The following is a 23,899-nucleotide window of genomic DNA, read 5'->3' on the forward strand; positions in this document are numbered from 1 at the left end:
TAACAGGCTGATGACTCCCAAGAGTCCATATCGACGGAGTCGTTTGGCACCTCGATGTCGGCTCATCACATCCTGGGGCTGGAGCAGGTCCCAAGGGTTCGGCTGTTCGCCGATTAAAGTGGTACGTGAGCTGGGTTTAGAACGTCGTGAGACAGTTCGGTCCCTATCTGCCGTGGGTGTCGGAGTTTTGCGAGGATCTGTCCCTAGTACGAGAGGACCGGGATGGACATACCTCTGGTGCACCGGTTGTCACGCCAGTGGCATGGCCGGGTAGCTAAGTATGGACGGGATAACCGCTGAAAGCATCTAAGCGGGAAACCCACCTCTAAACCAGAGCTCCCTTGAGAGCCGTGACAGACCATCACGTCGATAGGAGGCATGTGGACGGGCAGCAATGCCTGAAGCTAAGCCTTACTAATCGCTCGATCGGCTTGATCTCACCCCCACAAACCGCGCCATGCGCAGCAGCAAGCCTGCTCAAAACAGCAAGCTTGACAGCACGCACCGCAGTTCGATACATCCTCCCTCACTTGCACTGAACAAGCGAAGCTTTCGGATAAGCGTCGGTCTTGAGCCTTGGTGACCTGGTGGTCATGGCGAGGTGTCAAACACCCGATCCCATCCCGAACTCGGCCGTGAAAAGCCTCCGCGCCAATGGTACTGCGTCTTAAGACGTGGGAGAGTAGGTCGCCGCCAGGTCACTCAGGCTCAAGAGACGCTAATCCATAAGCACAAGCTTGCATCTTCATCAATTCAGAAACGCCCCGGTTCATCAGAGCCGGGGCGTTTTGCTGTTCAGCACTCCGCAGATGCTCAGCCGCCGTGAAAGCCCTTGAGCCGCTCTTCTCCCCGGCCGATGTCGGGCTTGAACCGCGCCGTGCTGGCCGTGTCCAGAAGTTGGTCGATGAAGGCCCTGTAGTCGTCTGTGGCATCGCCCCGTGCTGCGGCAGCCGGCTCGACAGACCCGGCATAGGTGTCAGCGTTCACAGCGGCGGTGTCATTGAGCCGAAAGGCAGCGACGAAGATTGGATCGCCCTCCGGGTTGCCCTCCCCCACATGTTGAGAGGTACGGGACAGTTCCACCCGCCCTTCGGCATCCGGGGCGGAGAGGATGGTCACGCCGTGAACGATCGTCGTGTCGCTGCGCGCGTTGGAGGCCGCGTCCTGTTCGAAGGAGTGCCGATCGTAAGCCTGTTCGAAGCTTGTGCGGTCGTTGATGTTGGCCTCGGCCATGTCTGTCTCCCTGTTGCTGTATTCGATAACGCGCCATCGACGCGAACGGTCCGTGCAATCGAGTCGAGGTGTCTCGGGCACAGCGTAGAGCACTCGGCTCCCGGTACGACCGTCGGATACTCCCGCCCTTCGGCACGACGCACACCGCTCCAACCAGTCAAGCCGATGGTCAGGGCAAGGCCGTACATCGCCTTACCGATCTCCGGCACCGTGTCCGCCCGGCTGAGGGCGGTGCCGATCGTGCCAGTGGTTCTTGGCCTCTCCGCCGGTTGGAAGGCCGGCGGTCGCATCAGCGCGCTGCTGAGCGGCTTCTTGCCGCAGTCAGTACACCCATCCGCGAGCAGCAATTCCCGGCACGAGCGGATTCCTGCCGACATCGGGGCCTTTTTCCTTCGTCATCTCGTCCCTTTGGAGGCCGTCAGCACCAACATTTTGCACGCACAGAAGGCGCCAATGGCGCGGCCTTGCTGAATGATCATTTTCCCAAATCCATCGGGAGGGCGGTTGGCTTCGCGGCAATTGCTCGTTTTGTTTGCGACGGTATCGAACGGACGGACCAGCCGCGAGGCGCCAGCCTCTTAAAGCCGCTTCGCACAATTCAAATCTTCCCGGTTTCCGCGGTGTTGGCGCCCTCACTCATCGTTCGCCGATGCCGGATTTCAAACAGCATCCTGGCTCGGATTTTTGGTCCGTGCGAGGCGCCGCCGAAGGCAGAATTACTGCGGATTTGGAGCAAGGAAATAGATCCTAAAGCACGTTGTTTTTTCCCTATCGGAAAGGGAGGAAATCCAGCTGTGGCAAAAAAGGCTTCAAATCCAAGATAGATCTTGTTAGCCTTGGCTCCGCGGTGGGGGCTCGATCCCACAGACCTGCGTGAGCGGCGCGGACAGAAAATCAATAATGCGTCATAATGGCGCAGAACGCGGAGAACAAGTTATGACGAAGTTATAGAGCTATAGTTTTATTGTGATTTGTAAGCCTTCTGTATTCTAAGCAAGTGCAGTAAACACAGTCGTTATGCGGGAAAAATGTTCGCCGTGACTGCGATGGGCTGGTTGTCCTGCCGCAGGGTGCCGAAACCGGCTGCGGACTGAAATCCCTCTCGCGTGCCCCTCGATCCGCGGCACGCTCCTGCTTCCACGAAGGCTGCATCCCAGAACCGGCCCCGACAGGGTCCGGTGCCGTTCGCGTCTTGCCAAACCGGAGGCATCAGCGCATGACCGCAAAAATCGCCGTAAAAGGCGTTACGAAGATCTTTGGAAACCACCCCCGGCAGGCGCTCGATCTGTTGAAAGCCGGCCATTCCAAAGAGGAGATTTTCAAACGGACGGGCCAGTCCGTCGGCGTGCAGGACGCCAGTCTGGAGATCGAGGCCGGCGAAATCTTCGTCGTGATGGGTCTCTCCGGTTCCGGCAAGTCCACGCTGGTCCGCATGCTCAACCGCCTGATCGACCCCACCGCCGGTGAAGTCCTGATCGACGGGCGCGACATCACCAAGCTGTCGCGGGCGGAACTGACCGACTTGCGGCGCCGCGACCTCGGCATGGTGTTCCAGTCCTTCGCCCTGATGCCGCACATGCGCGTCTGGCAGAACGCCGCCTTCGGGCTCGAGATCGCCGGCGAGGATCTGCGGACCCGTCGAGACAAGGCGCAGGCGGCGCTGGAGGCGGTCGGCCTCGGCGCCTATGCGGAGAGCTGGCCGAACCAGCTGTCCGGCGGCATGCAGCAGCGTGTCGGGCTGGCCCGCGCGCTTGCCAACGAGCCATCGGTCCTGCTGATGGACGAAGCCTTTTCCGCACTGGACCCGCTGATCCGTTCGGAAATGCAGGACGAACTGCTGCGGCTTCAGGCCGAACGGCAGCGCACCATCGTCTTCATCAGCCATGATCTCGACGAGGCGATCCGCATCGGCAACCGGTTGGCGATCATGGAGGGCGGCCGGATCGTGCAGGTCGGGCGTCCGGACGAGATCCTGAAGCAGCCGGCCAACGACTATGTCCGCTCCTTCTTCCGCAACATCGACGTCACCAAGATCCTGACGGCCGGCGACATCGCCCGGCGCGATCAGGTGACGCTGACCCGTCATACCGGCGACGGCCCGCGCGCCGCCGTGCGGCAGTTGCGCGAGCGTGACCGCGAGTTCGGCTATGTCCAGGACGCGCGCCGCCGGTTCCACGGCGTGGTGTCAGTGGAGAGCCTGATGTCGGCCATCGAGCGCGGCAACGGCTCCACCACCCTGGACGACGCGCTGCTGCCGGGGATCGAGCCGATCGCCGACGATCTGCCGATGGAGGAGGTTCTGCCGCGCGTCGCATCCAGCGCCTGCCCCCTGCCGGTGGTGAACGGGCAGGGTGCCTATGTCGGGGCGATCTCCAAGACCGCCTATCTGGAAACCCTTGGACGGAGCCGCTGACCGATGGATTTCAAACTTCCTTTCGGAGATTGGGCCGAAGCGGTCGTGCTGTTCCTGCTGGACCATGCGCAATGGCTGTTCGACGGCATCGATGTGGCGATCGGCGCCGTTGCCGACGGCGTGCAGACCGCCCTGACCTCGCTGCCCGGCGTGGTCCTGGCCGGGCTGGTGGTGCTGATCGGGCTGTGGCGGGTCGGCTGGCGGTTCGGGCTGTTCGCGGCGCTGTCGCTGCTGGTCGTCGCCGGGCTCGGCATGTGGGACCAGATGGTCGACACATTGGCGCTGGTGCTGACCGCGACCACAGTGGCGCTGATCCTGGGAATCCCGGTGGGCATCTGGTCGGCGCGCAATGACCGGATCGAAGCGGTGGTGCGCCCGGCGCTCGACCTGATGCAGACGATGCCGGCCTTCGTCTACCTGATCCCGGCGGCGATGCTGTTCGGGCTTGGCCGGGTTCCCGGCACCATCGCGACGATCATCTTTTCCATGCCGCCGGTCGTGCGCCTGACCAGCCTCGGCATCCGGCAGGTGCCGCACGAACTGGTGGAGGCCGGTCTCGCCTTCGGCTGCACGCCGCGCCAGCTTCTGGTCAGGGTGCAGATGCCGACGGCCCTGCCGTCGATCATGGCCGGCATCAACCAGACGATCATGCTGTCGCTGTCGATGGTGGTCATCGCGTCGATGATCGGCGCGGGCGGCCTCGGCAACGAGGTGTTGCGCGGCATCCAGCGGCTCGACATCGGCCAGGGTTTCGAAGGCGGGCTGGCGGTGGTGATCCTCGCCGTCCTGCTCGACCGCATCACCCAGAGTTTCGGCAGCCGCAAGCCCGAGGATCGGAAGTCCCTGTTCCCCTGGTCCGCCCTGGCGGCCCGGCGAAAGGCCGGCACCGAGAAATCCGGCCCTGCGGATGGAGCCATCGAAGCGGGCTGACCTCCTGGTCGCCCCACCCAAACAAGAAAAAGACACCAAAAAGGACAAGCCTTATGCGACGTACGTTTCTGAAAATGCTGGCGGTCGCCGCTGCCGCGGTCGTCGGGACCGCAACGCTGGCGTCGCCCGTTCTCGCCGCCGACAAGAAGGAGCCGGTCCGCATCGGCTGGACCGCCTGGTCCGACGCGGAGGCGGTGACCAAGCTTGCGAAGCGCCTGATCGAGGACCGGCTGCACCAGCCGGTCGAGCTGGTGCTGGCCGACATCGGCCTGCAGTATCAGGGCCTCAGCAAGGGCGATCTGGACTTCATGATGATGTCCTGGCTGCCGACGACGCACGGCTCCTACCTTGAGAAGGTCGGCGACGACATCGTGCCGCTCGGCATCCTCTACACCCGCGCCCGCCTGGGTTGGGCGGTTCCGGACTATGTCCCGGCCGATCAGGTCCGCACCATCGCCGATCTGGCGAAGCCGGAGGTGCGCAAGAAGCTGGACGGCAAGATCCAGGGCATCGACCCCGGTGCCGGCCTGATGCAGGCCTCCGAGAAGGCGGTCGAGAAGTACGGCCTGAAGGACTACAATCTGGTGTCGGCCAGCGGTGCGGCGATGACGGCGGCTCTCGGCCGCGCGATCCGGCGCGACGAATGGATCGTCGTGACCGCCTGGAGCCCGCACTGGATGTTCGCCAAGTGGAAGCTGCGCTATCTGGAGGATCCGGAAGGCGTGCTGGGCGGGCTGGAGCGTGTCCATGTCATGGCCCGCAAGAACTTCTACCAGGATTATCCGAAGGTGGCCGAGTTCCTGACGCGCATGTATCTGCCGCTGGACGAGCTGCAGGCGATCATGCTGGAGGCCGACAACAGCTCTTATGAGAAGGCGATCGACGACTACATCGCCAAGCACAAGCAGCGCGTGGATTACTGGGTCACCGGCGAAATGCCGGCGTCCTGATCGTCACGTATGGCATGACTATGCGAAGCGCCCTCTTCCCTCAGGGGAGGAGGGCGTTCGTCCATTTCTTACGGCGTTCGATTTGGGCTTGCGCATCGCACCCGCGCGGCACAGCGACTGCGCGCCGCCTTGTGCCGGGGCGGCGGACGCGCTAAAGGGCTGAACGCCCTTGCAAGATCAGCCACCATGGTCGCCCGTCTGCTGTTCGCTTTCCTGCTGCTGCTGTCGTCGCACGGATGGGCTGCCGAGCCGCCGGTCCGGGTCGGCGTGCTCGCCTATCGGGGGGAGGAGCATGCGGCGGCGGTGTGGGAACCGACGATCCGCTATCTCGGCGATCATTTCCCCGGCCGCGGGGCGGAGATGGTGGCGCTCGACCTCGCCGGGATGGACGCCGCCGTGCAGAACCGGACGGTGGACCTGATCCTGACCAACACCGGCAACTATGTCGATCTGGAGGCGCGGTACGGCGTCACCCGCATCGCCACCCTGCAGTCCGGCCGGTCCTCCGGCAACGCCATCGGCTCGGCCATCATCGTGCGTTCCGACCGCCGCGACCTGAAGGATCTGCGCGACCTTCGCGGCCGGACTTTGATGGCCATCGACCCCGATGCTTTCGGCGGTTTCCAGGTTGCCTGGGGGGAACTGCTGGATGCCGGGGTCGATCCCTTCCGCGACCTGAAGGACCTGCGCTTTTCCGGCTTCCCGGTGGACCGCGTCGCCTTCGCGGTGCGCGACGGGACGGTGGACGCCGGCGTGCTGCGCGCCTGCGTGCTGGAGGAACTGGCGGCGGAGGGGCGGATCGACCCGGCGGCCTTCCGCGTCCTCGGCTCCCGGACCGCGCCCGAATTCGCCTGCGCCCATTCCACCGACCTTTATCCCGACTGGCCGCTGGCCCGTCTCGCCGGCACGCCGGAAGGACTGGCGAAGCAGGCGGTGGTCGCCCTGTTCCAGATGCCGCCGGACCATCCCGCAGCACAGGCCGGCGGTTACCAGGGCTGGGCGGTGCCGCGCGATTACCAGCCGGTCCATGCCTTGTTCCGCGCCTTGCGCATCGGTCCCTACCGCTCGCTGCGCGAGGTCTCGCTGGTCGATCTGGCGCGCGAGAACTGGCATTGGCTGGCTCTGGCGGCGTTGGCGCTCTTGTGGTGGACGATCCATTCGCTGCGGGTGGAGCATCTCATCAAGGTCCGCACCGCGGAACTGCGGGCCCTCAACCGCGATCTTGTCCGCGAAATGGCGGAGCGTCGCCGCGCCGAGGAGAATGCCCGCGAACGCCAGCGCGAGATCGACCATGTCGCCCGGCTGTCGATCCTGGGGGAAATGGCCAGCAACCTCGCGCATGAGCTGAACCAGCCGCTGGGTGCCATCGCCAATTATGCGCGCGGCTGCACCCGCCGGCTGGAGGCCGGCACCGGCCGGCCCGCCGAATTGGCCGACGCCACCCGCGCCATCGCCGATCAGGCCGACCGCGCCGCCCACATCATCGCCCGCATCCGCAACTTCGTGCGCAAGCGCGCGCCGCAGATCGAACCGGTGGACATCAACGACGCCGTCCGCGCCGCCGCCGCCCTGTGCGCCGACCGGGCGCGCAGCGCCGGTATCGCGGTGACGCTCGATCTGGCCGAAAGGCTGCCGCGTGTCGCCGCCGATGCGGTGCAGATCGAGCAGGTCGTCCTCAACCTGATGAAGAACGGGCTGGACGCGATGGAGGGTTGCCCGCCGGCCGATGGGATCTCCGTACGCACCGGGCTCGACGGCGAGGGGCGGGTGAGGGTAACGGTGGCCGACTGTGGTCATGGCCTGAGTGCGGAGGCACGGGAGCGGCTGTTCGACCCCTTCTTCACCACCAAGCCGGAGGGGATGGGCCTGGGCCTGTCGATCTGCCGGACCATCCTGGAATCCCATGGCGGCCATCTGTGGGCCGCGGACAATCCCGGCGGCGGCGTGGAGATGCGCTTCGTCCTGCCGGCGGCACAGGAGCAGGAAAACCCATGAGCCATGATGCGGAGAGTTCGGCCCCGCCGCGCACCGTCTATGTGGTGGACGACGATCCGGCGATGCGTCATTCGCTGGGTTGGCTGATCGGCTCGCTGGGGCTGGAGGTGCAGAGCTTCGCCTCGGCGGAGGAGTTCCTGCGGGCGCTCAAACCCGACCGGGCGGGCTGCCTCGTCACCGATGTCCGCATGCCGGGCATGAGCGGGCTGGAACTGCAGGACACGCTGGCGCGGGCGGGGTCGCTGCTCTCCGTGGTGGTGGTCACCGGCCATGCCGACGTGCCGATGGCGGTGCGGGCGCTGCGGGCCGGGGCGGTCGATTTCATTGAGAAGCCATTCAACGACCAACTCCTGCTCGACCGCGTGCATGAGGCGTTGGAGAAGTCGCGGCGCGCCTGGGAGGCGGCGGAGCGCAAGCGTGCCGTCCGCGCGCTGATCGGCCGGCTGACCCCGCGCGAACGGCAGGTGGCGGCGCTGGTGGTCGCGGGGAAGCCCAACAAGGTCATCGCCGCCGAGATCAACCTGTCGATGAAGACGGTCGAGGTCCACCGCCACAATGTGATGGACAAGCTGGAGGTCACGTCGGTCGCCGACCTGACCCGCCTTTTGCTGGAAGCGGAATAGCAGCCTGCGGCTTGGCGTCGCGGGGGAAAACCCTAAGAAGTGTGGGGAACACCGCAATGGGGCGCCGCGGTGCCCCTGGCTATCCTTGGCCCTGAGATCGGCCCGCATCCTTTGCGGGCTGGGAATGGGTGCCGGGAGAGCCTGCCATGGACCGATCACGACGCAACTTCTGCCTGGGCGCCGGAGCCGCGACCGTCGGCGCCGCCACGCTGGCGGCCGTACCCGCTGACGCCGGCGCCGTTTCGGCGACCGGTGACGCGGCGCACCGCTGGGCCATGGTCGTCGATGTGCGCAAATGCGTCGGCTGCCAGGCCTGTACGGTCGCCTGCATCATGGAGAACGACGTTCCGGAAAACAGTTTCCGCACCATCGTCTCCACCTACGAGGTGACGGAGCAGGGCCGGGCCGGCTCCACCATGCTGCCGCGCCTGTGCAACCATTGCGAGGATCCGCCCTGCATTCCGGTCTGTCCGACCGGCGCCACCTATCAGCGGCGGGACGGAATCGTGGTCGTCGACAATTCGGTGTGCGTCGGCTGTGCCTATTGCGTCCAGGCCTGCCCCTACGACGCCCGCTTCATCAATCACGAAACCCAGACCGCCGACAAATGCACCTTCTGCGTCCATCGCGTGGAAGCCGGGCTGCTGCCCGCCTGCGTCGAGACCTGCGTCGGCGGCGCCCGCATCTTCGGTGACCTGAAGGACCCCGACAGCACGGTGTCGAAGCTGGTGCGCGAGCAGAACCCCAAGGTGCTGAAGCCCGAGATGGGGACTCAGCCGCGGGTCTTCTACATCGGCCTCGATCCCAAGATGCAGGGCAAGGTGGACGGCACACCGACCCTGTGGCGGCCGGCGCCGCATGCCGATAAGGAGCATGCATGATGGACACGCACATCGTCGAAGTCATCAACGTGACCCGCGAGGTCGCGTGGCTTCCCTGGGCCGTGCAGTATTTCTTCCTGATCGGTCTGTCGGTCGGCGGCCTGCTGCTCAGCCTGCCCGGCTACGCCTTCGCCCGTGACGGCTGGCGCCCGCTGGGGCGGCTCGCCTTGATCGTGGCGCTGACCTGCGGGCTGGCGGCGCCGGTGGCCCTTCTGTCCGACCTGCACCAACCCGGCCGCTTCTGGCACTTCTACGTGGTGTTCCGGCCGACCTCCTGGATGTGGTGGGGATCGCTGTTCATCCCGTTCTACATCGCCGGCCTGCTGGTCTATGGCTGGGCCTGCCTGCGCGAGGAGTTACAGGCGCATGGCCGGGTCGACAGCCGTCTTGCCGGGCTGTACCGGCTGGCGGCGCTGGGCGGTGGCCGTGACGACCGGCTGATCCGTGCCGCCGGGCTGTTCGTGCTGGCCGGGGCGGCGCTGGTGGCGCTCTACACCGGCGTCGAGGTGGCGGTGGTGAAGGCCCGTCCGTTGTGGCACACGCCCTTCCTGCCGGTGCAGTTCCTGACCACGGCGCTGGCCGGCGCCATCGGGCTGGTGCTGATCCTCAACCGCGTCGTCGGCACCGCCGACCGCGCCGTTGAGGTACTCGGCAACCGGCTGCTCGCCGCTGTGCTGGCCGCGGTGATGCTGTGCGGCGGTCTGTGGCTGGCGCTCGGCCTGTCGGGGCTGGATGCAGGGCATGCGGCGGCGCTGGACAGTGTGGCCGGGTCGGAGGCGTGGCGGGTGACCGCCATCTGGGCGGTGGCCGCGACGGTGGTGCCCTTCGTCATCGCCATTGCCCGCCCGGCCGGCACCGGGCTGCTGACCGGGCTGATCGCCGTACACAGCGCCTGGATGTTCCGCTGGACCGTGTTCATCGGCGGCCAGTCGGTGCCGAAAACCGGGGCGGGCTTCTACGACTACGCGCTGCCGGCCGGCCCGGACGGGCTGATGGGCATCGTCGGCACCGCGGGGCTGTGGCTGTTCCTGCTGATCCTGATGACGGCGCTGCTGCCGGTCTCGCCCGTTCCTGCCGCCGGCCGTCCCGCCGATGCCTCCGGCCATCCCGGTGGCCACCTGACCGCCGCCGAATAGCCGGCCCGACAAAATTCAATCCGCGCTTGAGCCCCGCTCGCGAAGACCGGAGTGTCCACCATGTCCATCACCCGTCGCCACATCCTGACCTCCACCGCCGCGGGCGGCGCGCTGGCCGCCTTCGCCGGCGGCTTCTCGGAGACCGGCCGCAAGCTGGTCAAGGGCGCCTGGGCCGGCGAGCGGCCCGACGACACCATCAGCGGCAACGCGCGGAAACCCGAATTCCGCATCGATCCGGCGACCGGCGCCGTGGAGCCGACGCCGGGCCAGATCGTCGCCAACGTCGCCTGTCTGGGCTGCACCACGCTGTGCGGCGTCCGCGTGCGGGTGGATGTGGAGCGGAACCGCGTGCTGCGGGTGGCCGGCAACCCCTACAGCCCGCTGTCCACCGACCCGTTCCTGCCCTATGCCACCCCCATCGAGGAGAGTTTCCGCTCGCTGTCGCGGCTGGACGAGAAGGGGCTGCAGGGCCGCTCCACCGCCTGTGGGCGCGGCAACGCGGCGCTGGAGATGCTGACCTCCCCCTTCCGCATCGCCACGCCGATGAAGCGCGTCGGCCCACGCGGCTCCGGGCAATGGGAGCCGATTTCGTTCGACAAGCTGGTGGAGGAGATCGCCGAGGGCGGCGACCTGTTCGGCGAGGGGCCGGTGGAGGGCTTGCGCGCCTTGCGCGACCTCAAGACCCCCATCGACCCCGCCTCGCCCGAACTGGGGCCGAAGGTCAACCAAGTGGCGCTGCTGGCCTCCGTCAATGACGGGCGGGACGCCTTCGTGCGGCGCTTCTTCAACAAGGCGCTGGGCACCATCAATTATGCCGGCCATGGCGCCTATTGCGGCGGCGCCTATCGCTCCGGCTCCGGCGCGGTGTTCGGCGACCTGAAGGCGATGCCGCACGCCAAGCCCGACCTGCAGAATGCCGAATTCGTGCTGTTCATCGGCACCGCGCCCTCCAACGCCGGCAACCCGTTCAAGCGGCAGGCCATGCTGGTCGCCAAGGGGCGCACCGACGGCGTGCTGAATTACGTGGTGGTCGACCCGGTTCTGACCAACGCCGACAACCGGGCGGCCGGAGAGCGGTCGAACTGGATCCCGATCCGCCCCGGCACCGACGGTGCGCTGGTGATGGGCATGATGCGCTGGATGTTCGAGAACGACCGCATCGACAGCCGCTATCTGTCCCAGCCCAACGCCAAGGCCGCCACGGCGGCAGGCGAGGCCGGATGGTGCAACGCCACACATCTGGTGATCCGGCAGAAGGGCCACCTGCGCGACGGCCGGATGCTGCGCGCTTCCGACATGGGCTGGGTCGAGCTGGACGAGAAGGAGCGCTATGGCGAGAAGGACGCCTTCGTCGTGCTCGATCCGGAGGGCAAGCCGGTGGCGCATGATGCGCTGGGTGGTCCGGCGGTACTGTTCCATGACGGCGCGGTGGCGACGCCGGCCGGCGATATCGCGGTCAAGACCAGCCTGACCCTGCTGCGCGAGGAGGCGATGCGGATGGAGCTGCGCGGTTATGCCGACGCCTGCGGCATCCCCGCCGACATCATCGCCGGTCTGGCGCGGGAATTCACCAGCCACGGCAAGAAGGCCGCCGCCAACGCCCATGGCGGCATGATGGCCGGCAACGGCTTCTACAACGCCTTCGGCGTCGTCACCCTGAACACGCTGATCGGCAACCTGAACTGGAAGGGCGGCAGCATCTTCGGCGGCGGCCGTTTCCCGGACGAACAGGACGGCCCGCGCTACAAGCTGGCCAGCTTCCCCGGCGCGGTGAAGCCGTCCGGCATCCCGATCAGCCGTCCGGTCGCTTACGAGAAATCCAGCGAGTTTGCCCGCAACAAGGCAGCCGGCAAACCCTATCCGGCCAAGGCGCCGTGGTATCCGGCCGCGCCGCAGCTGACCACCGAGTATCTGACCAGCGGTCTCGCCGACGGCTATCCCTATCGACTGAAGGCCCTGTTCCTGTGGAACAGCAACCCGGTCTACGGCATCCCCGGTGTGCGTGCCGCGGCCGAGGCGGCGCTGAAGGATCCGAAGACGCTGCCGCTGATCGTCTCCATCGATCCGTTCATCAACGAATCCTCCGCCTTCGCCGACTACATCGTCCCCGACACCGTGCTGTACGAGACCTGGGGCTGGGCGTCGCCCTGGGGCGGCGTGCCGACCAAGACCAGCACCGCGCGCTGGCCGGTGGTGGAGCCGCGCACGCAGGCGCTGCCCGACGGGCTGCATGTGCAGATGGAAACCTTCCTGATCGCGCTGGCCAAGCGGCTGGGCCTGCCCGGCTTCGGCGCCGACGCCATCGCCGACATGGACGGCAGGCTCCATCCGCTCGACCGGCCGGAGGACTGGTATCTGCGCGGCGGCGCCAACATCGCGTGGCTCGGCAAGCAGCCGGTCGCCGACGCCGACGACCGCGACATCGCCCTGTCCGGCGTCGAACGGGTGATGCCGGCGCTGCAGGCCACGCTGAAGCCGGAGGAATGGCGCAAGGTCGCCTACATTCTGGCCCGTGGCGGCCGTTACCAGAATCAGGCCGAAGGCTTCGAGGGCGACAAGGCGGCCCACAAGTTCCTGAAGCCGCTGCAGGTCTACAACGAGGCGGTGGGAACGGCGAAGAGCAGCATCACCGGCCGGCGCTGGACCGGCACCGCCACCTGGATGGAGCCGGTCTTCGCCGACGGCAGCCCGGTCCATAAGCACCACACGGCCGATGAGTGGCCGTTCCAGCTGGTCAGCTCCAAATCGGTGCTGGTCAGCGCCTACACCATCGCCGCCGGCCGGCTGCGCCACCTGCATCCGGAGAATCCGGTCGGCATCAACGCCGAGGATGCCCGCCGCCTCGGCATCGAGACCGGCGACCGCATCCGCATCGCCACGCCGGGCGGGATGCAGGACGCCACCGCCATCGTCCGTCACGGCGTGATGCGCGGCGTGCTGGCGGTGGAGCATGGCTTCGGCCATCGCGAATTTGGCGCCCGTCCGCACCGGATCGGCGACCACAGCCAGCCTTCGGTGCCGGAGATCGGCGCGGGCATCAACCTGAACGACCTCGGCATCGCCGACCCGTCCCGCGCCGGGGCGTCGGTGTGGGTCGATCCGATCGCCGGGACCGCAGTGCGCCAGGGAATTCCGGCGAAGCTGGAGCGGCTCGCCGCCTCCGCCTGACGGGGCAGGGCTGCAAAAAAAGCGAACCCTTCGGGCGAACCGAAGGGACGGAGCGCAGTTGAAACAGACACGGCGGTGAAACACGACCAGAGACAAGAGAGGCGACGATGGCTCCGAACGTCAGTGATTTCTTCTGGCAGCGGCTCTCCGAATGGGGGGTGAAGCGGGTCTTCGGCTATCCCGGCGACGGCATCAATGGGTTGGTCGGGGCACTCGCCCGCACCGGCGACCAGTTCGATTTCGTCCAGGCCCGCCACGAGGAGCTGGCCGCCTTCATGGCGACCGCGCATGCCAAATACACCGGCGAACTGGGCGTCTGCCTCGCGACCTCCGGCCCCGGCGCCATCCACCTGCTGAACGGCCTCTATGATGCGAAGCTCGACCATCAGCCGGTGCTCGCCATCGTCGGCCAGCAGGCGCTGACCGCGCTCGGCGGCCATTACCAGCAGGAGGTCGACCTCGTCTCCCTGTTCAAGGATGTGGCGGGCGAGTATGTCCACATGGCCTCCACGCCCGCCCAGGTGCGGCACCTCATCGATCGTGCGGTGCGCATCGCCAAGGCCGAGCGGACGGTTACCTGCATCATCCTGCCCAACGACCTGCAGGAGATGGACGCGGTGGAGACGCCGCCGCGCGCCCACGGCACCATCCATTCCGGTGTCGGCTACGCCGCCCCCGTCGTCCGCCCGGCGGAGGCCGACCTGCGCCGGGCCGCCGACGTGCTGAATGCCGGCTCCAAGGTGGCGATCCTGGTCGGCGCCGGGGCGTTGAACGCCACCGACGAGGTGATCGAGGTGGCCGACATCCTCGGCGCCGGCGTCGCCAAGGCCCTGCTCGGCAAGGCAGCGCTGCCCGACGACCTGCCCTTCGTCACCGGCTCCATCGGTCTGCTCGGCACCCGGCCCAGCTACGAGATGATGGTCAACTGCGACACGCTGCTGATGATCGGCTCCGGCTTCCCCTATTCGGAGTTCCTGCCCAAGGAGGGGCAGGCGCGCGGCGTGCAGATCGACATCGACCCCAAGATGCTCAGCATCCGCTATCCGATGGAGGTCAATCTGGTCGGCGACAGCGCCGGCACCCTGCGCGAGCTGATCCCGCTGCTGCAACGCAAGCAGGACCGCTCCTGGCGCGAGGGGATCGAGGCCGGCGTCGCCGATTGGTGGAAGGTGCTGGAAGCCCGCGCCATGAACGACGCCACGCCGCTCAACCCGCAGCGCGTTTTCTGGGAACTGTCGCCGAGGCTGCCTGACGACGTGGTGATCGCCTGCGACACCGGATCGGGCACCAACTGGTACGCCCGCGACATCAAGATCCGGCGGGGCATGAAGGCCAGCCTGTGCGGCGGCCTCGCCACCATGGGGCCGGGCATGCCCTATGCGCTGGCCGCCAAGTTCGCATACCCCGACCGCCCGGTTCTGGCCATCGTCGGCGATGGTGCCATGCAGATGAACGGCATGAACGCCCTCATCACCCTGTCGCGATACTGGAAGCAGTGGAGCGACCCGCGCTTCGTCGTGCTGGTCCTGAACAACCGCGATCTCAATCAGGTGACGTGGGAGATGCGCGCACAGGCCGGCAATCCGAAGTTCGAGGCATCGCAGGAGCTTCCCGACGTTCCCTATGCCCGCTATGCCGAGATGCTGGGCTTCAAGGGCCTGTTCGTCGACAAGCCCGAGGATCTCGGCAAGGTGTGGGACGAAGCGCTGGCGACCCGCGGCCCGGTGCTGGTCGAGGCATACACCGATCCCAACGTCCCGCCGCTGCCGCCGCACATCTCGCTGAAGAACGCCGCCGCGATGATGGCGACGCTGGCAAAGGGCGATCCGGAGGTGTGGGACATGCTGAAGGACACCGCCAAGGATCTGGTCGAAAGCTACCTGCCGCATGGCGGCAAAGATAAAAAGCGCTGACCGGCGGGAAGAACCTAATCGGCGTCCGTCCTGAACCGGTAGCCGACCCCCGGCTCCGTCACGATCAGCGCCGGCAGATTGGGGTCGGCTTCCAGCTTCTGGCGGAGCTGCTTCACATAGACCCGCAGATATGCGGTGTCGTGGACATGCGCCGGCCCCCAGACCTCGCGCAGCAGTTCGGTGTGGGTCAGGACATGGTCGGCGTGGCGGGCCAGCATCGCCAGAAGCTCGTACTCCTTGCGCGACAGGTGGACCTCCGCGCCGTTGCGCCCGACCACCCGGCGGGCGAGGTCGATGGTGACGGCGCCGGCGGTGACGGTGGTCGGTGGCTCCGCATCGGCCGGGCGCTGGCGCAGGACGGCGCGCACGCGCGCCATCAGCTCGCCGACGCCGAAGGGCTTGACCACATAATCCACTGCGCCACGGTCCAGCGCCTCCACCTTGTCGTACTCCTGGGCGCGCACCGACAGCACGATGATCGGCACCGGCGAGGATTCGCGCACGGCGCTGATGACCTCCTGGCCGTCGAGGTCGGGCAGCCCGAGGTCGAGGATCACCAGATCGGGCCGATGCCGCGCGCAGGCCTCGACACCCTCGCGCCCGCTCTCCGCCTCCACCACCTCATAGCCGTTGGCCGACAGGCTGATGCGCAAGAATTTGCGGATCTGCGGCTCGTCATCGATGACCAGAATCTTAGCCACGCGTGCTGTCCCCTTCCATCCCGGCGATCTCCGGCCCGGCCGGAACCGGCAGCAGGATGGCGATGCAGGTGCCGGGACCATGGCGGCCGGGCAGCGCCCGGATGCTGCCGCCATGCGCCTCCACGATACCACGGCAGATGGCAAGGCCAAGGCCGGTCCCGGCGGTCTGGGCGTCGCCCGCTTCCACCCGGTAGAACATGTCGAAAATGCGCTCGCGGTCGGCCTCCGGGATGCCCGGCCCCTGGTCGCACAGTTCGATCAGCGCCTCGCCTCCGCTCCGCCGCGCCCGAATGACGATGGGGCTGCCGTTGGGCGAATATTTGCAGGCATTGTCGATCAGGTTGAAGAAGACCTGCCCCATCAGTATGGGGTCGAGCCGCAGCAACGGCAGCCCCGGCTCAAGATCCAGCCGCACCGGGCGGTGCTCCAGCATCCGTTTCGCGCGGTCCAGCGCCGCGGCGATCACGTCGGCCAGATCGACCCAGTCGGTGCGCGGCTTCAGCGTGCCCGAGCCGATCCGCGTCATGTCCAGCAGGTTCTGCACGAAGCGGTTCAGCCGCTCCGCCTCCTCCTGGATGGTCTGCACCAGCTCCGTCCGCTCGGCCGGGGCCAGCGCCTCGCCATAGCTGGTCAGGCTGGACGACGCCCCCAGGATGGAGACCAGCGGCGTGCGCAGATCGTGCGACAGCGACGACAGCAGGGCGGAGCGCAGCCGCTCCGTCTCCGCCGCGACGCGTGCCGCCTCGATGTCGGCGACCAGCGCCGTCCGCTCGATGGCGATGGCCGCCTGATCGGCCAGCGTGTCGAGCAGCCGTCCCTGTTCCGGCGACAGCAACTGCTGCCCCTCCGTCATCTGGACGCCCAGCACCCCCATCGGCCCGCGCCCGGTGCGCAGCGGCAGGAACAGCCAGTCGGCGGCGGGAAGGGTGGTGGAGCCGCGGCCGGCGGTCTTGCCGTTCTCCCACGACCAGCGCGCCGCCGCCATCGACTTCTCGTCCAGCGTATCCTCGGGCGGATAGCCGGCGGCGACCTCCAGCCGGCCGTCGCGGGGCAGCAGCACCAGCGAGCGGCCGTTCATGGTGGCGGCGACGTGATGCACCACCGCCCACAGCACGTCGTCCAGCCCGACCGCCGCCGAGATGCGGCGGTTGAAGTCGTAGAGGTTGGCGGTGCGCCGGGCGCTCAGTCGCGTGGCCTCCACCTGGGCGCGGACGCGGGCGGCGAGGTTGGAAGTGATGACCGCCGCCACCAGGAAGAAGAACACCGTCATGATGTTCTGCACGTCGGTGATGGCGAAGGTGTATTTCGGCTCGGTGAACAGGAAGTTGAAGGCGAGGAAGCTCAGCACCGATGCATAGATCGACGGCGCCAGCCCGTGCCGGATCGCCACCAGCAGCACGCCGATCAGATAGGCGACCGAGATGTTTGGCAGCGGCAGCCAGACGTCGATCAGCAGCCCCAAGGCCGTTGCCGCCGCGACGGTCAGCGTCGCGATAAGGTAGGCCGGCCAGTCGAAGGCGGCGGAGGGAGCCCTGGTGTCGAGGCTGCGCGCCGGCCGCTCGTCCTCGCCGGCCACCACCATCACGTCGAAATTCTCGTTTCGGGCCAGCAGGTCGGTGGTCACAGACTGGTGCAGCGCGCGCAGCCGGCTCCGGGGGTGGGCGCGGCCGACGATGATCTGGCTGACGTTGCGGGCGCGGGCGAAGGCCAGGATCTCCGCCGCCGCCCGCTCTCCCTGGACCACCGCCGTCTCACCGCCCAGCTGTTCGGCCAGCCGCAGCGCCTGGGCGATGCAGTCCTTGTCCTCCTCCGACAGGGCATGGTCGCGGTGCGTCTCGACATAGAGCGCCACCCACGGCGCATCCCGCCGCTCCGCCGCCCGCTTGGCGGTTCGCACGAGCCGCAAGGCCTGCGGCCCGTCGCCGATGCACACCAGGATGCGCTCGCGCGTCGGCCAGGGGCCGGCGATGGCGTGGGCGCGCATGTAGCGCAGCATCTGCGCGTCCACCCGCTCGGCCGCCTGCCGCAGCGCCATTTCGCGCAGCGCGGTCAGCGTGCCGGCGGAGAAGAAATGGTCGGCCGCGCGCTTGGCCTGTTCGGGCACATAGACCTTGCCCTCCTGCAGGCGCCGGATCAGTTCCTGCGGCGGCAGATCGATCAGCGCGATCTCGTCGGCCCGCTGCAGCACGCCGTCGGGCAGAGTTTCGCGCACCTTGATCCCGGCGATGCGCTCGACGACGTCGTTCAGGCTTTCCAGATGCTGGACGTTCAGCGTCGAGAAGACGTCGATCCCGGCGTCGAGGATCTCGTCCACATCCTGCCAGCGCTTGACGTGGCGGCTGCCGGGGATGTTGGTGTGGGCCAGCTCGTCCACCAGAACCAGCTTTGGCCGGCGGGCCAGGATGGCGTCCAGGTCCATCTCCTGGAAGGGCCGCCCGCGATACTCGATCCGCCGCCGCGGCAGCAGGTCCAGCCCGTCCAGCAGGGCTTCGGTGTCGCGTCGCCCATGCGTCTCGACCACGCCGACGACCACGTCGGTGCCATCGCGCCGGCGGGCGCGGGCATCCTCCAGCATCGCATAGGTCTTGCCGACGCCGGGTGCCGCACCGAGGAAGATCTTCAGCCGTCCGCGCCGCTCGCGGTTCGCCTCCTCCAGCAGCGCGTCGGGCGACGGCCGGTCGTCGCCTTCAAGTTCGGCCATCAGTCCACCGGTCCCAATTCGCCGCGCATCGTCATGCCTCTTCCTGTCCTGACGCGGAGCAGCGTGACCATGCCGTCCATCGGCGTCAATGGGCGGCGGAGCAGGTGCAGATGTGCGAAAAACAAAGAAGGGCCGCCGTTTCCGGCAGCCCTTCCATTGTCAATCCGTGTGTCGTCGACACCACGGCGCAGTCCTCAGCGAACCGAAATCCCTTCCGCGAAGAAAGAGACCTCGGCCTTGGCGCTCGACGACGAGTGAGACGGACAATGAGACACGAGATCACCTCCTTTCTGTTGTTGGCGTACGGCACAGCATATAGGAGCTTTCGCGAGTGCTGCAAGTCGGATTTCCGACCGCTCCGCTGTGACATTCAGCGGGGCGTTTACATCAGCATATTCGGCATGAACAGCACCAGGCCGGGCCACAGCAGCATCACCACGACCAGCGCCACCACGGCCAGGACGAAGGGGATGGATTCGACGATGTATTCCTCGACCGGGCAGTCCAGCAGGCTGCACACGGTATACATCGCCACCCCCACCGGCGGGGTCATCGAGCCCAGCGTGACGATGGTCATCATCAGGATGCCGAAATGCACCGGATCGACGCCCAGCGGCTGGACGATCGGCAGGAAGATCGGCGTCAGCAGCAGGACCAGCACCGTGCTCTCGATGAACAGGCCGGCGATGAACAGGAAGATCAGGATCAGGGTGACGACCAGCGCCGGTTCCCGCGTCAGGCCGGTCATCGCGGCGGCGATGCTCTGCGGCGCCTGTTCGAAGACGATGGCGTAGCCGACCATACCGGAGAACAGGATGATCAGCAGGATCAGCCCGGTGTCGGTCACCGCCTCCACCAGCGCGTCGGCCATGTCGCGGAGGGTCAGCTCCTTGTGCACGAAGAAGCCGATGACGCCGGCATAGATGACGGCGAAGGCGCCGACCTCCGACGGGGTGAACAGGCCGCCGCGGATGGCGACCAGCAGGGCCACCGGGAACAGCAGCGCCCATTTGGCGTGGACCACCGCCTCCCACATCGCCTTGCCGGTCGGCCGCTGGGTGGTGGCGGCGCCATAGCCGCGGCGGCGCGCGATCCACCAGACGGTGACCATCAGCACGGCCATCATCAGGAAGCCGGGAACGATGCCGGCCAGGAACAGCCGGCCGATGGAGACGTTGCCGACGAAGCCGTACAGGATCAGGCCCAGGCTGGGCGGGATGGTCGCGGTGATGAGCGATCCCACCGCGATGACGGCCGAGGTGAAGCCCTTCGAATAGCCGCTGCGGATCAGGTCAGGTCCCAGGATGCGCGCTTCCATCGCCGCGTCGGCGACGGCGGAGCCGGACACGCCGCCCATCAGGGTGGACAGCACGATGCAGACCTGCGCCAGCCCGCCGGACATCCACGACACCAGCACGTTGGAACAGCCGATCAGCCGGTGGGTGATGCCGGTGCGGTTCATCATGTGGCCGGCCAGCACGAAGAAGGGGACGGCCAGCAACGGGAAGCTCTGCGAGGCGGTGGCGACCTGCTGCACCCCGATCGACACCGGGATGATGCCGTTGGTCAGGAAGAAGGTGAAGCCGGCCATGCCGATGGCGAAGGCGATGGGAACGCCCAGCGCCATCAGGACGAAGAAGGTGAGGGCGAGCAGGATCACGGCATCACCTCCTCCGCCGCCGGGACGTCCGACGGCGTGTTGAAGATCGGGCGCGGGGTGCGGCGAAGCCGGCCGATGGCGGCCACCGTCTGCCCCAGCAGGGTGAAGGACAGCAGCAGGCAGCCGACCGGCACCGCCGAGGTGACGAAGGCATAGCTGATGCCGCTGTCGCCGAACTGGCGTTCCAGATTCAGCATGGTCAGCTGGTAGCCTTTGACCGCCATCGTCAGCAGGAAGGCCAGCACCAGCAGCGCCAGCAGAATGTCCAGGATGGCGCGCACGCGCGGCGGCAGGCGCTTGACGATGTAGTCGATGCCGATATGGGCATGCTTGCGCAGCGCGAGGTCGGCGCCGAGGAAGCTGGCCCAGGCGAACAGAAGCTGCGCGACGTCCACCGACCAGACCAGGGGATAGCCGAACCAGCGGCTGATGCCGGCCACGAAGACCAGCAGGACGATGACGGCGAGCAGCGCGGTCGCCAGCACCGTCTCCGCCTTGACGTATAGGGATTTCATCGCAAGGGGGTGCTCCGGTCCGGCCCGCGGGCGTGCGCCGGTGGTGCGCAGTGGGCGTGGGGTGCGGGCGTCGGTTGCGGGTGGGGAACGGGGCGGCCCGGCAGAGGCGGCCCCGCCCCGGTCACGACGGGGAAGGCCGGCCGGTCACTGCTTCAGCAGCGCGTCGACCTGCTTGTGCAGTTCGCCATAGCCGAGCTTGTCATAGACGGACGCGGTGGCCTCGCGGAAGGGCGCGACGTCGATGCTGACGACCTGCATGCCCTTCTCGGTCATCTGCTTTTCGAAGTCCGCGAGGGATGCCTCGGTCGCCTTTGACGCATCGTCGCCGGCCTTCAGCGACTCCTCGCGCAGGATGGTCTGCATGTCCTTCGGCAGGCTGTCGAACCAGGCGGCGCTGGTGACGATGCCGGTGATCAGGTTGATGTGGCCGGTCTTGGTCAGGTACTTCGCCACCTCGTACAGGCGCGAGCCGTAGATGGCGGGGTCCTGCGCCTCGGCGCCGTCGATCACCTGCTGCTGCATGGCGGTGTAGACCTCCGACCAGGGCAGCGGCGTCGGGGTGGCGCCCATGGCGCGGATGGTCTCCATCCACACCGGCGCGCCCGGCGTGCGGACGCGGACGCCGTTCAGGTCGGCCGGCACCTTCACCGGCTTGTTGGTCAGCATGTGGCGCTCGCCCTGCCACCAGTTGAAGGACAGCACCTGATGGCCGGACGCCTTGCGCAGCTTCTGTACCCACTCCTCGAACATCGGGGAGGTCACGACCTTGCGGATGCCGCCATAGCCCTGGGCGATGTAGGGCGCGCCGAGCACGCCGAACTCCTTGACGAACACGGCGAGCCGGCCGCCGTCCACCACCACCGCGACGGGCGCGCCGGCACGGGCCTGTTCCAGCAGATCCTCGTCCTTGCCCAACTGCGAGGCGGGGAACAGGCGGACGGCCATCTTGCCGGCCGACCGCTTCTCCACATTGGCCTTGAACTCCTCCAGGCCCTTGTAGAGCGGGTCCTGCTGCGACAGCGCCGTGTTGACGCTGAGCGTGTAGTCGGCCGCCGAAGCGCCGAACGAGACCAGGGAAACCACCGCGCCGAACAGCGCCGTACGCACGGCGTTCGCCATGACAGACATTCCTTTTCCTCCCAGCAATATGGACCGCCGGCGACCGACGGCCGGCATTCGACTGGTGCATGTTCGGCCCGCCGCCGGGACACCGGCGAACGCCCCCGGTTCAAGGGGCGGTCCAGCAGGGATGGGGATGGCCGACGACCAGCTTGTTCAGTCACTGGTATGGTAGTATGCATGGTGCCGGTTGGCAATAGCGTTTCGGGCGGACTGTTCGCATTCCACCAATGTTGGCGCCGGACTGTTTCGTCATGAAAAAGGCCGGCCCGCGGATCGCGAAGGCCGGCCCTTGCCGCATCGCTGCTCCACCGCCTAGCGGAGGCGCGGGGTCATCCGGCTCATGGCGAAGCCCAATCCGCCAGCCAGCAGGAAGCCGGCCGCCACAGCGACGCCGCGGGCGGCGGCGCTTGGTGCCTCCAGCCGCAAGGTGTTGTGCGGCAGGCCGAAGCGCCCGCGGGTGCGGTGCAGCCCGTCGACGGGGTGGAACAGGTTGTCGGGCCGGCCGGGCGTCTCGCGCTCCTCCGTCATCTGGCCGTCCACCGCGTTGTTGGCGAGGTAGCGGTCGGCGAAGGCGGGCGCCAGGAAACTGCCCAGGATCGCCTGCATCGCCGACCAGCCCAGCCAATATTCGCGGCGGGGATTCTCGGCGGCGTGAAGGATGGCGCGGGCGATGTCCTCCGGCTGGAAGATTGTGCCCATCGGCCGCGCCCGGCGGGGCATGTGGCTGCGCGCCCAGTCGAATTGCGGCGTGTTGACCGCCGGCAGATGCACGGTGGTCAGCCTGACGCCGCTGTCCTCGTGGATCAGTTCGGAATGCAGGCTGTCGATGAAGCCGGTGATCGCATGCTTGGCCGCGCAATAGGCCGACTGCAGCGGAATCGACCGGTAGGCCAGAGCCGAGCCGACCTGCAGGATCGTTCCGGCATTGCGCGGCCGCATCCGGCGCAAAGCCGTCTGGATGCCGAAGGCCGAGCCGAGATAGGTCACCTCGGTCACCCGCTTCAGCTCCTTCGGCGTCACGGCATGGACCGGGCCGAAGACCGTCACCATCGCTACGTTGATCCAGGCGTCGATGGGGCCGAAAGCCTCCTCCACCCGGTCGGCGGCGGCCTCCAGCGCGTCGGGATCGGCGACATCGAGCGGCAGGACCAGCGCCCGGCCGCCCAGCCGTTCGACCTCGGCCTTCACCTCCGCCAAAGCGTCGGACGAACGGGCGATCAGACCGATGGACGCCTGACGGTAGGCGGCGAAGGCCAGCGCGGTGGCGCGGCCGACCCCGGCGGATGCGCCGGTGATGCAGACGACAGGGGAATGGGGGAGGCCCTTGGTCGGGTACATGGCGAGGGTCCTGTTCTTATTGCGCCTCAGAAGCGGTCGGGGGTTGGCCGGAGGGTGGCCTGGGGGGTGGACGTCTGCCGCTCCATCCTGTCCAACTCCCGGCACCGGTCCCGGTTCCGTCACGTCCGCTCAGTGCCCGCTCTTCCACCCGGATGCGGTGCAGGGTCAGCGGGATGTTCAACAGAGTGGCGGCGACGGCGATCCAGATCTCGCCGAAGACCAGCGGCAGCACCGCAAGCTCTCCCGCCACCACGAGGTAGTTGGGATGCCGGACCCAGCGGAAGGGGCCGCGGCGGACCAGCGGCGCGCCGTCCAGCGTGATGATCCGCGTCGTCCAGAATCGGCCGAGCGTCGCGATCACCCAGACCCGCCCGGCCTGGAGCAGCAGGAACAGCGCCAGCAGCCAGCCATTCACCGGCGCGTCGGCCGGTACCATGACGAACAACGCCAGCAGCCATCCGGCATGCAGCGCGACGAACAGCGGGTAATGCGCCGCTCCGACCTCCCGCGCGCCGTCGGTCAGCAGCCGGCCGGTGTTGCGGCGGGCGATCACCAGCTCCAGCAGCCGTTGCGCCGCCACCGCCAGCAGGATGATCTGCGGCCAGCCGAGTGCATCCATG

17 protein-coding genes and 2 rRNA genes (1 of these 19 running past the window's edge) are annotated in these 23,899 nt (G+C 67.4%); 11 read left to right on the forward strand and 8 right to left on the reverse strand.

The window, feature by feature from the left end; genetic code table 11:
* Together PWS46_RS22775 and rrf are read left to right on the forward strand one after the other, a co-directional pair.
* Window positions 1-439 (forward strand): 23S ribosomal RNA (locus tag PWS46_RS22775); it begins 2,306 nt to the left of the window's first position.
* Window positions 440-583: 144 nt separating this feature from the next.
* Window positions 584-699: ribosomal RNA gene (rrf, locus tag PWS46_RS22780) — 5S ribosomal RNA — on the forward strand.
* A 114-nt stretch (window positions 700-813) separates the two neighbouring features.
* On the opposite strand, the gene PWS46_RS22785 is transcribed toward rrf, so the two are convergent.
* A complete protein-coding gene (locus PWS46_RS22785) occupies window positions 814-1,233 on the reverse strand; it encodes a hypothetical protein (protein ID WP_434623136.1) in 420 nt (139 codons plus the stop codon).
* A 1,216-nt stretch (window positions 1,234-2,449) separates the two neighbouring features.
* On the opposite strand from PWS46_RS22785, the gene proV reads away from it, so the two are divergent.
* The 9 genes from proV (at window position 2,450) to PWS46_RS22830 (ending at window position 15,242) form a co-directional block, all read left to right on the forward strand.
* Entirely contained in the window at window positions 2,450-3,646 is a 1,197-nt protein-coding gene (gene proV, locus PWS46_RS22790) for a glycine betaine/L-proline ABC transporter ATP-binding protein ProV (RefSeq protein ID WP_434623137.1), read from the forward strand.
* 3 nt (window positions 3,647-3,649) lie between these two features.
* Window positions 3,650-4,576, forward strand: a complete 927-nt coding sequence (locus PWS46_RS22795; protein WP_434623138.1) for an ABC transporter permease — start codon at window positions 3,650-3,652, stop codon at window positions 4,574-4,576.
* Between the two features lie 53 nt (window positions 4,577-4,629).
* Complete coding sequence (locus PWS46_RS22800) at window positions 4,630-5,526, forward strand: glycine betaine ABC transporter substrate-binding protein (protein WP_434623139.1); 897 nt, start codon at window positions 4,630-4,632, stop codon at window positions 5,524-5,526.
* Window positions 5,527-5,712: 186 nt separating this feature from the next.
* Window positions 5,713-7,521: a sensor histidine kinase gene (locus PWS46_RS22805; RefSeq protein ID WP_434623140.1), complete on the forward strand. Its 1,809-nt coding sequence runs from the start codon at window positions 5,713-5,715 to the stop codon at window positions 7,519-7,521.
* Window positions 7,518-8,144 carry a response regulator transcription factor gene (locus PWS46_RS22810; RefSeq protein ID WP_434623141.1) on the forward strand — a complete coding sequence of 209 codons (627 nt, stop codon included), beginning with the start codon at window positions 7,518-7,520 and terminating at the stop codon, window positions 8,142-8,144. The genes PWS46_RS22805 and PWS46_RS22810 overlap by 4 nt, the downstream gene beginning before the upstream one ends.
* 146 nt (window positions 8,145-8,290) lie before the next feature.
* Window positions 8,291-9,025, forward strand: coding sequence for a sulfate reduction electron transfer complex DsrMKJOP subunit DsrO (gene dsrO / locus PWS46_RS22815; protein ID WP_434623142.1), 735 nt, complete (start codon window positions 8,291-8,293; stop codon window positions 9,023-9,025).
* Window positions 9,022-10,161, forward strand: a complete 1,140-nt coding sequence (nrfD, locus tag PWS46_RS22820; RefSeq protein WP_434623143.1) for an NrfD/PsrC family molybdoenzyme membrane anchor subunit — start codon at window positions 9,022-9,024, stop codon at window positions 10,159-10,161. The genes dsrO and nrfD overlap by 4 nt, the downstream gene beginning before the upstream one ends.
* A gap of 60 nt (window positions 10,162-10,221) precedes the next feature.
* On the forward strand, window positions 10,222-13,329 hold the full coding sequence (locus PWS46_RS22825; RefSeq protein WP_434623144.1) for a molybdopterin-dependent oxidoreductase: 3,108 nt from the start codon (window positions 10,222-10,224) through the stop codon (window positions 13,327-13,329).
* A gap of 107 nt (window positions 13,330-13,436) precedes the next feature.
* A complete protein-coding gene (locus tag PWS46_RS22830) occupies window positions 13,437-15,242 on the forward strand; it encodes a thiamine pyrophosphate-requiring protein (protein WP_434623145.1) in 1,806 nt (601 codons plus the stop codon).
* Window positions 15,243-15,256: 14 nt separating this feature from the next.
* On the opposite strand, the gene PWS46_RS22835 is transcribed toward PWS46_RS22830, so the two are convergent.
* From PWS46_RS22835 to PWS46_RS22865, 7 genes are all read right to left on the reverse strand, one after another.
* The gene (locus PWS46_RS22835; RefSeq protein ID WP_434623146.1) at window positions 15,257-15,943 is read right to left on the reverse strand and encodes a response regulator; all 687 of its coding nucleotides are present in this window, start codon (window positions 15,941-15,943) and stop codon (window positions 15,257-15,259) included.
* Entirely contained in the window at window positions 15,936-18,644 is a 2,709-nt protein-coding gene (locus tag PWS46_RS22840; RefSeq protein WP_434623147.1) for a DUF4118 domain-containing protein, read from the reverse strand. Before PWS46_RS22840 ends, PWS46_RS22835 begins: the two co-directional genes overlap by 8 nt.
* Before the next feature lie 382 nt (window positions 18,645-19,026).
* The gene (locus PWS46_RS22845) at window positions 19,027-20,304 is read right to left on the reverse strand and encodes a TRAP transporter large permease (RefSeq protein WP_434623148.1); all 1,278 of its coding nucleotides are present in this window, start codon (window positions 20,302-20,304) and stop codon (window positions 19,027-19,029) included.
* A complete protein-coding gene (locus tag PWS46_RS22850; RefSeq protein ID WP_434623150.1) occupies window positions 20,301-20,819 on the reverse strand; it encodes a TRAP transporter small permease in 519 nt (172 codons plus the stop codon). The genes PWS46_RS22845 and PWS46_RS22850 overlap by 4 nt, the downstream gene beginning before the upstream one ends.
* A gap of 144 nt (window positions 20,820-20,963) precedes the next feature.
* Window positions 20,964-21,938, reverse strand: a complete 975-nt coding sequence (locus PWS46_RS22855) for a C4-dicarboxylate TRAP transporter substrate-binding protein (RefSeq protein WP_434623151.1) — start codon at window positions 21,936-21,938, stop codon at window positions 20,964-20,966.
* Between the two features lie 315 nt (window positions 21,939-22,253).
* Window positions 22,254-23,279 carry an SDR family oxidoreductase gene (locus PWS46_RS22860; RefSeq protein WP_434623152.1) on the reverse strand — a complete coding sequence of 342 codons (1,026 nt, stop codon included), beginning with the start codon at window positions 23,277-23,279 and terminating at the stop codon, window positions 22,254-22,256.
* Window positions 23,280-23,295: 16 nt separating this feature from the next.
* Complete coding sequence (locus PWS46_RS22865; RefSeq protein WP_434623153.1) at window positions 23,296-23,898, reverse strand: isoprenylcysteine carboxyl methyltransferase family protein; 603 nt, start codon at window positions 23,896-23,898, stop codon at window positions 23,296-23,298.
* Between the last annotated feature and the right edge of the window lies 1 nt (window position 23,899).

The sequence above is a fragment of the Azospirillum sp. B2RO_4 genome (assembly GCF_051124815.1).
Lineage (GTDB): Bacteria > Pseudomonadota > Alphaproteobacteria > Azospirillales > Azospirillaceae > Azospirillum.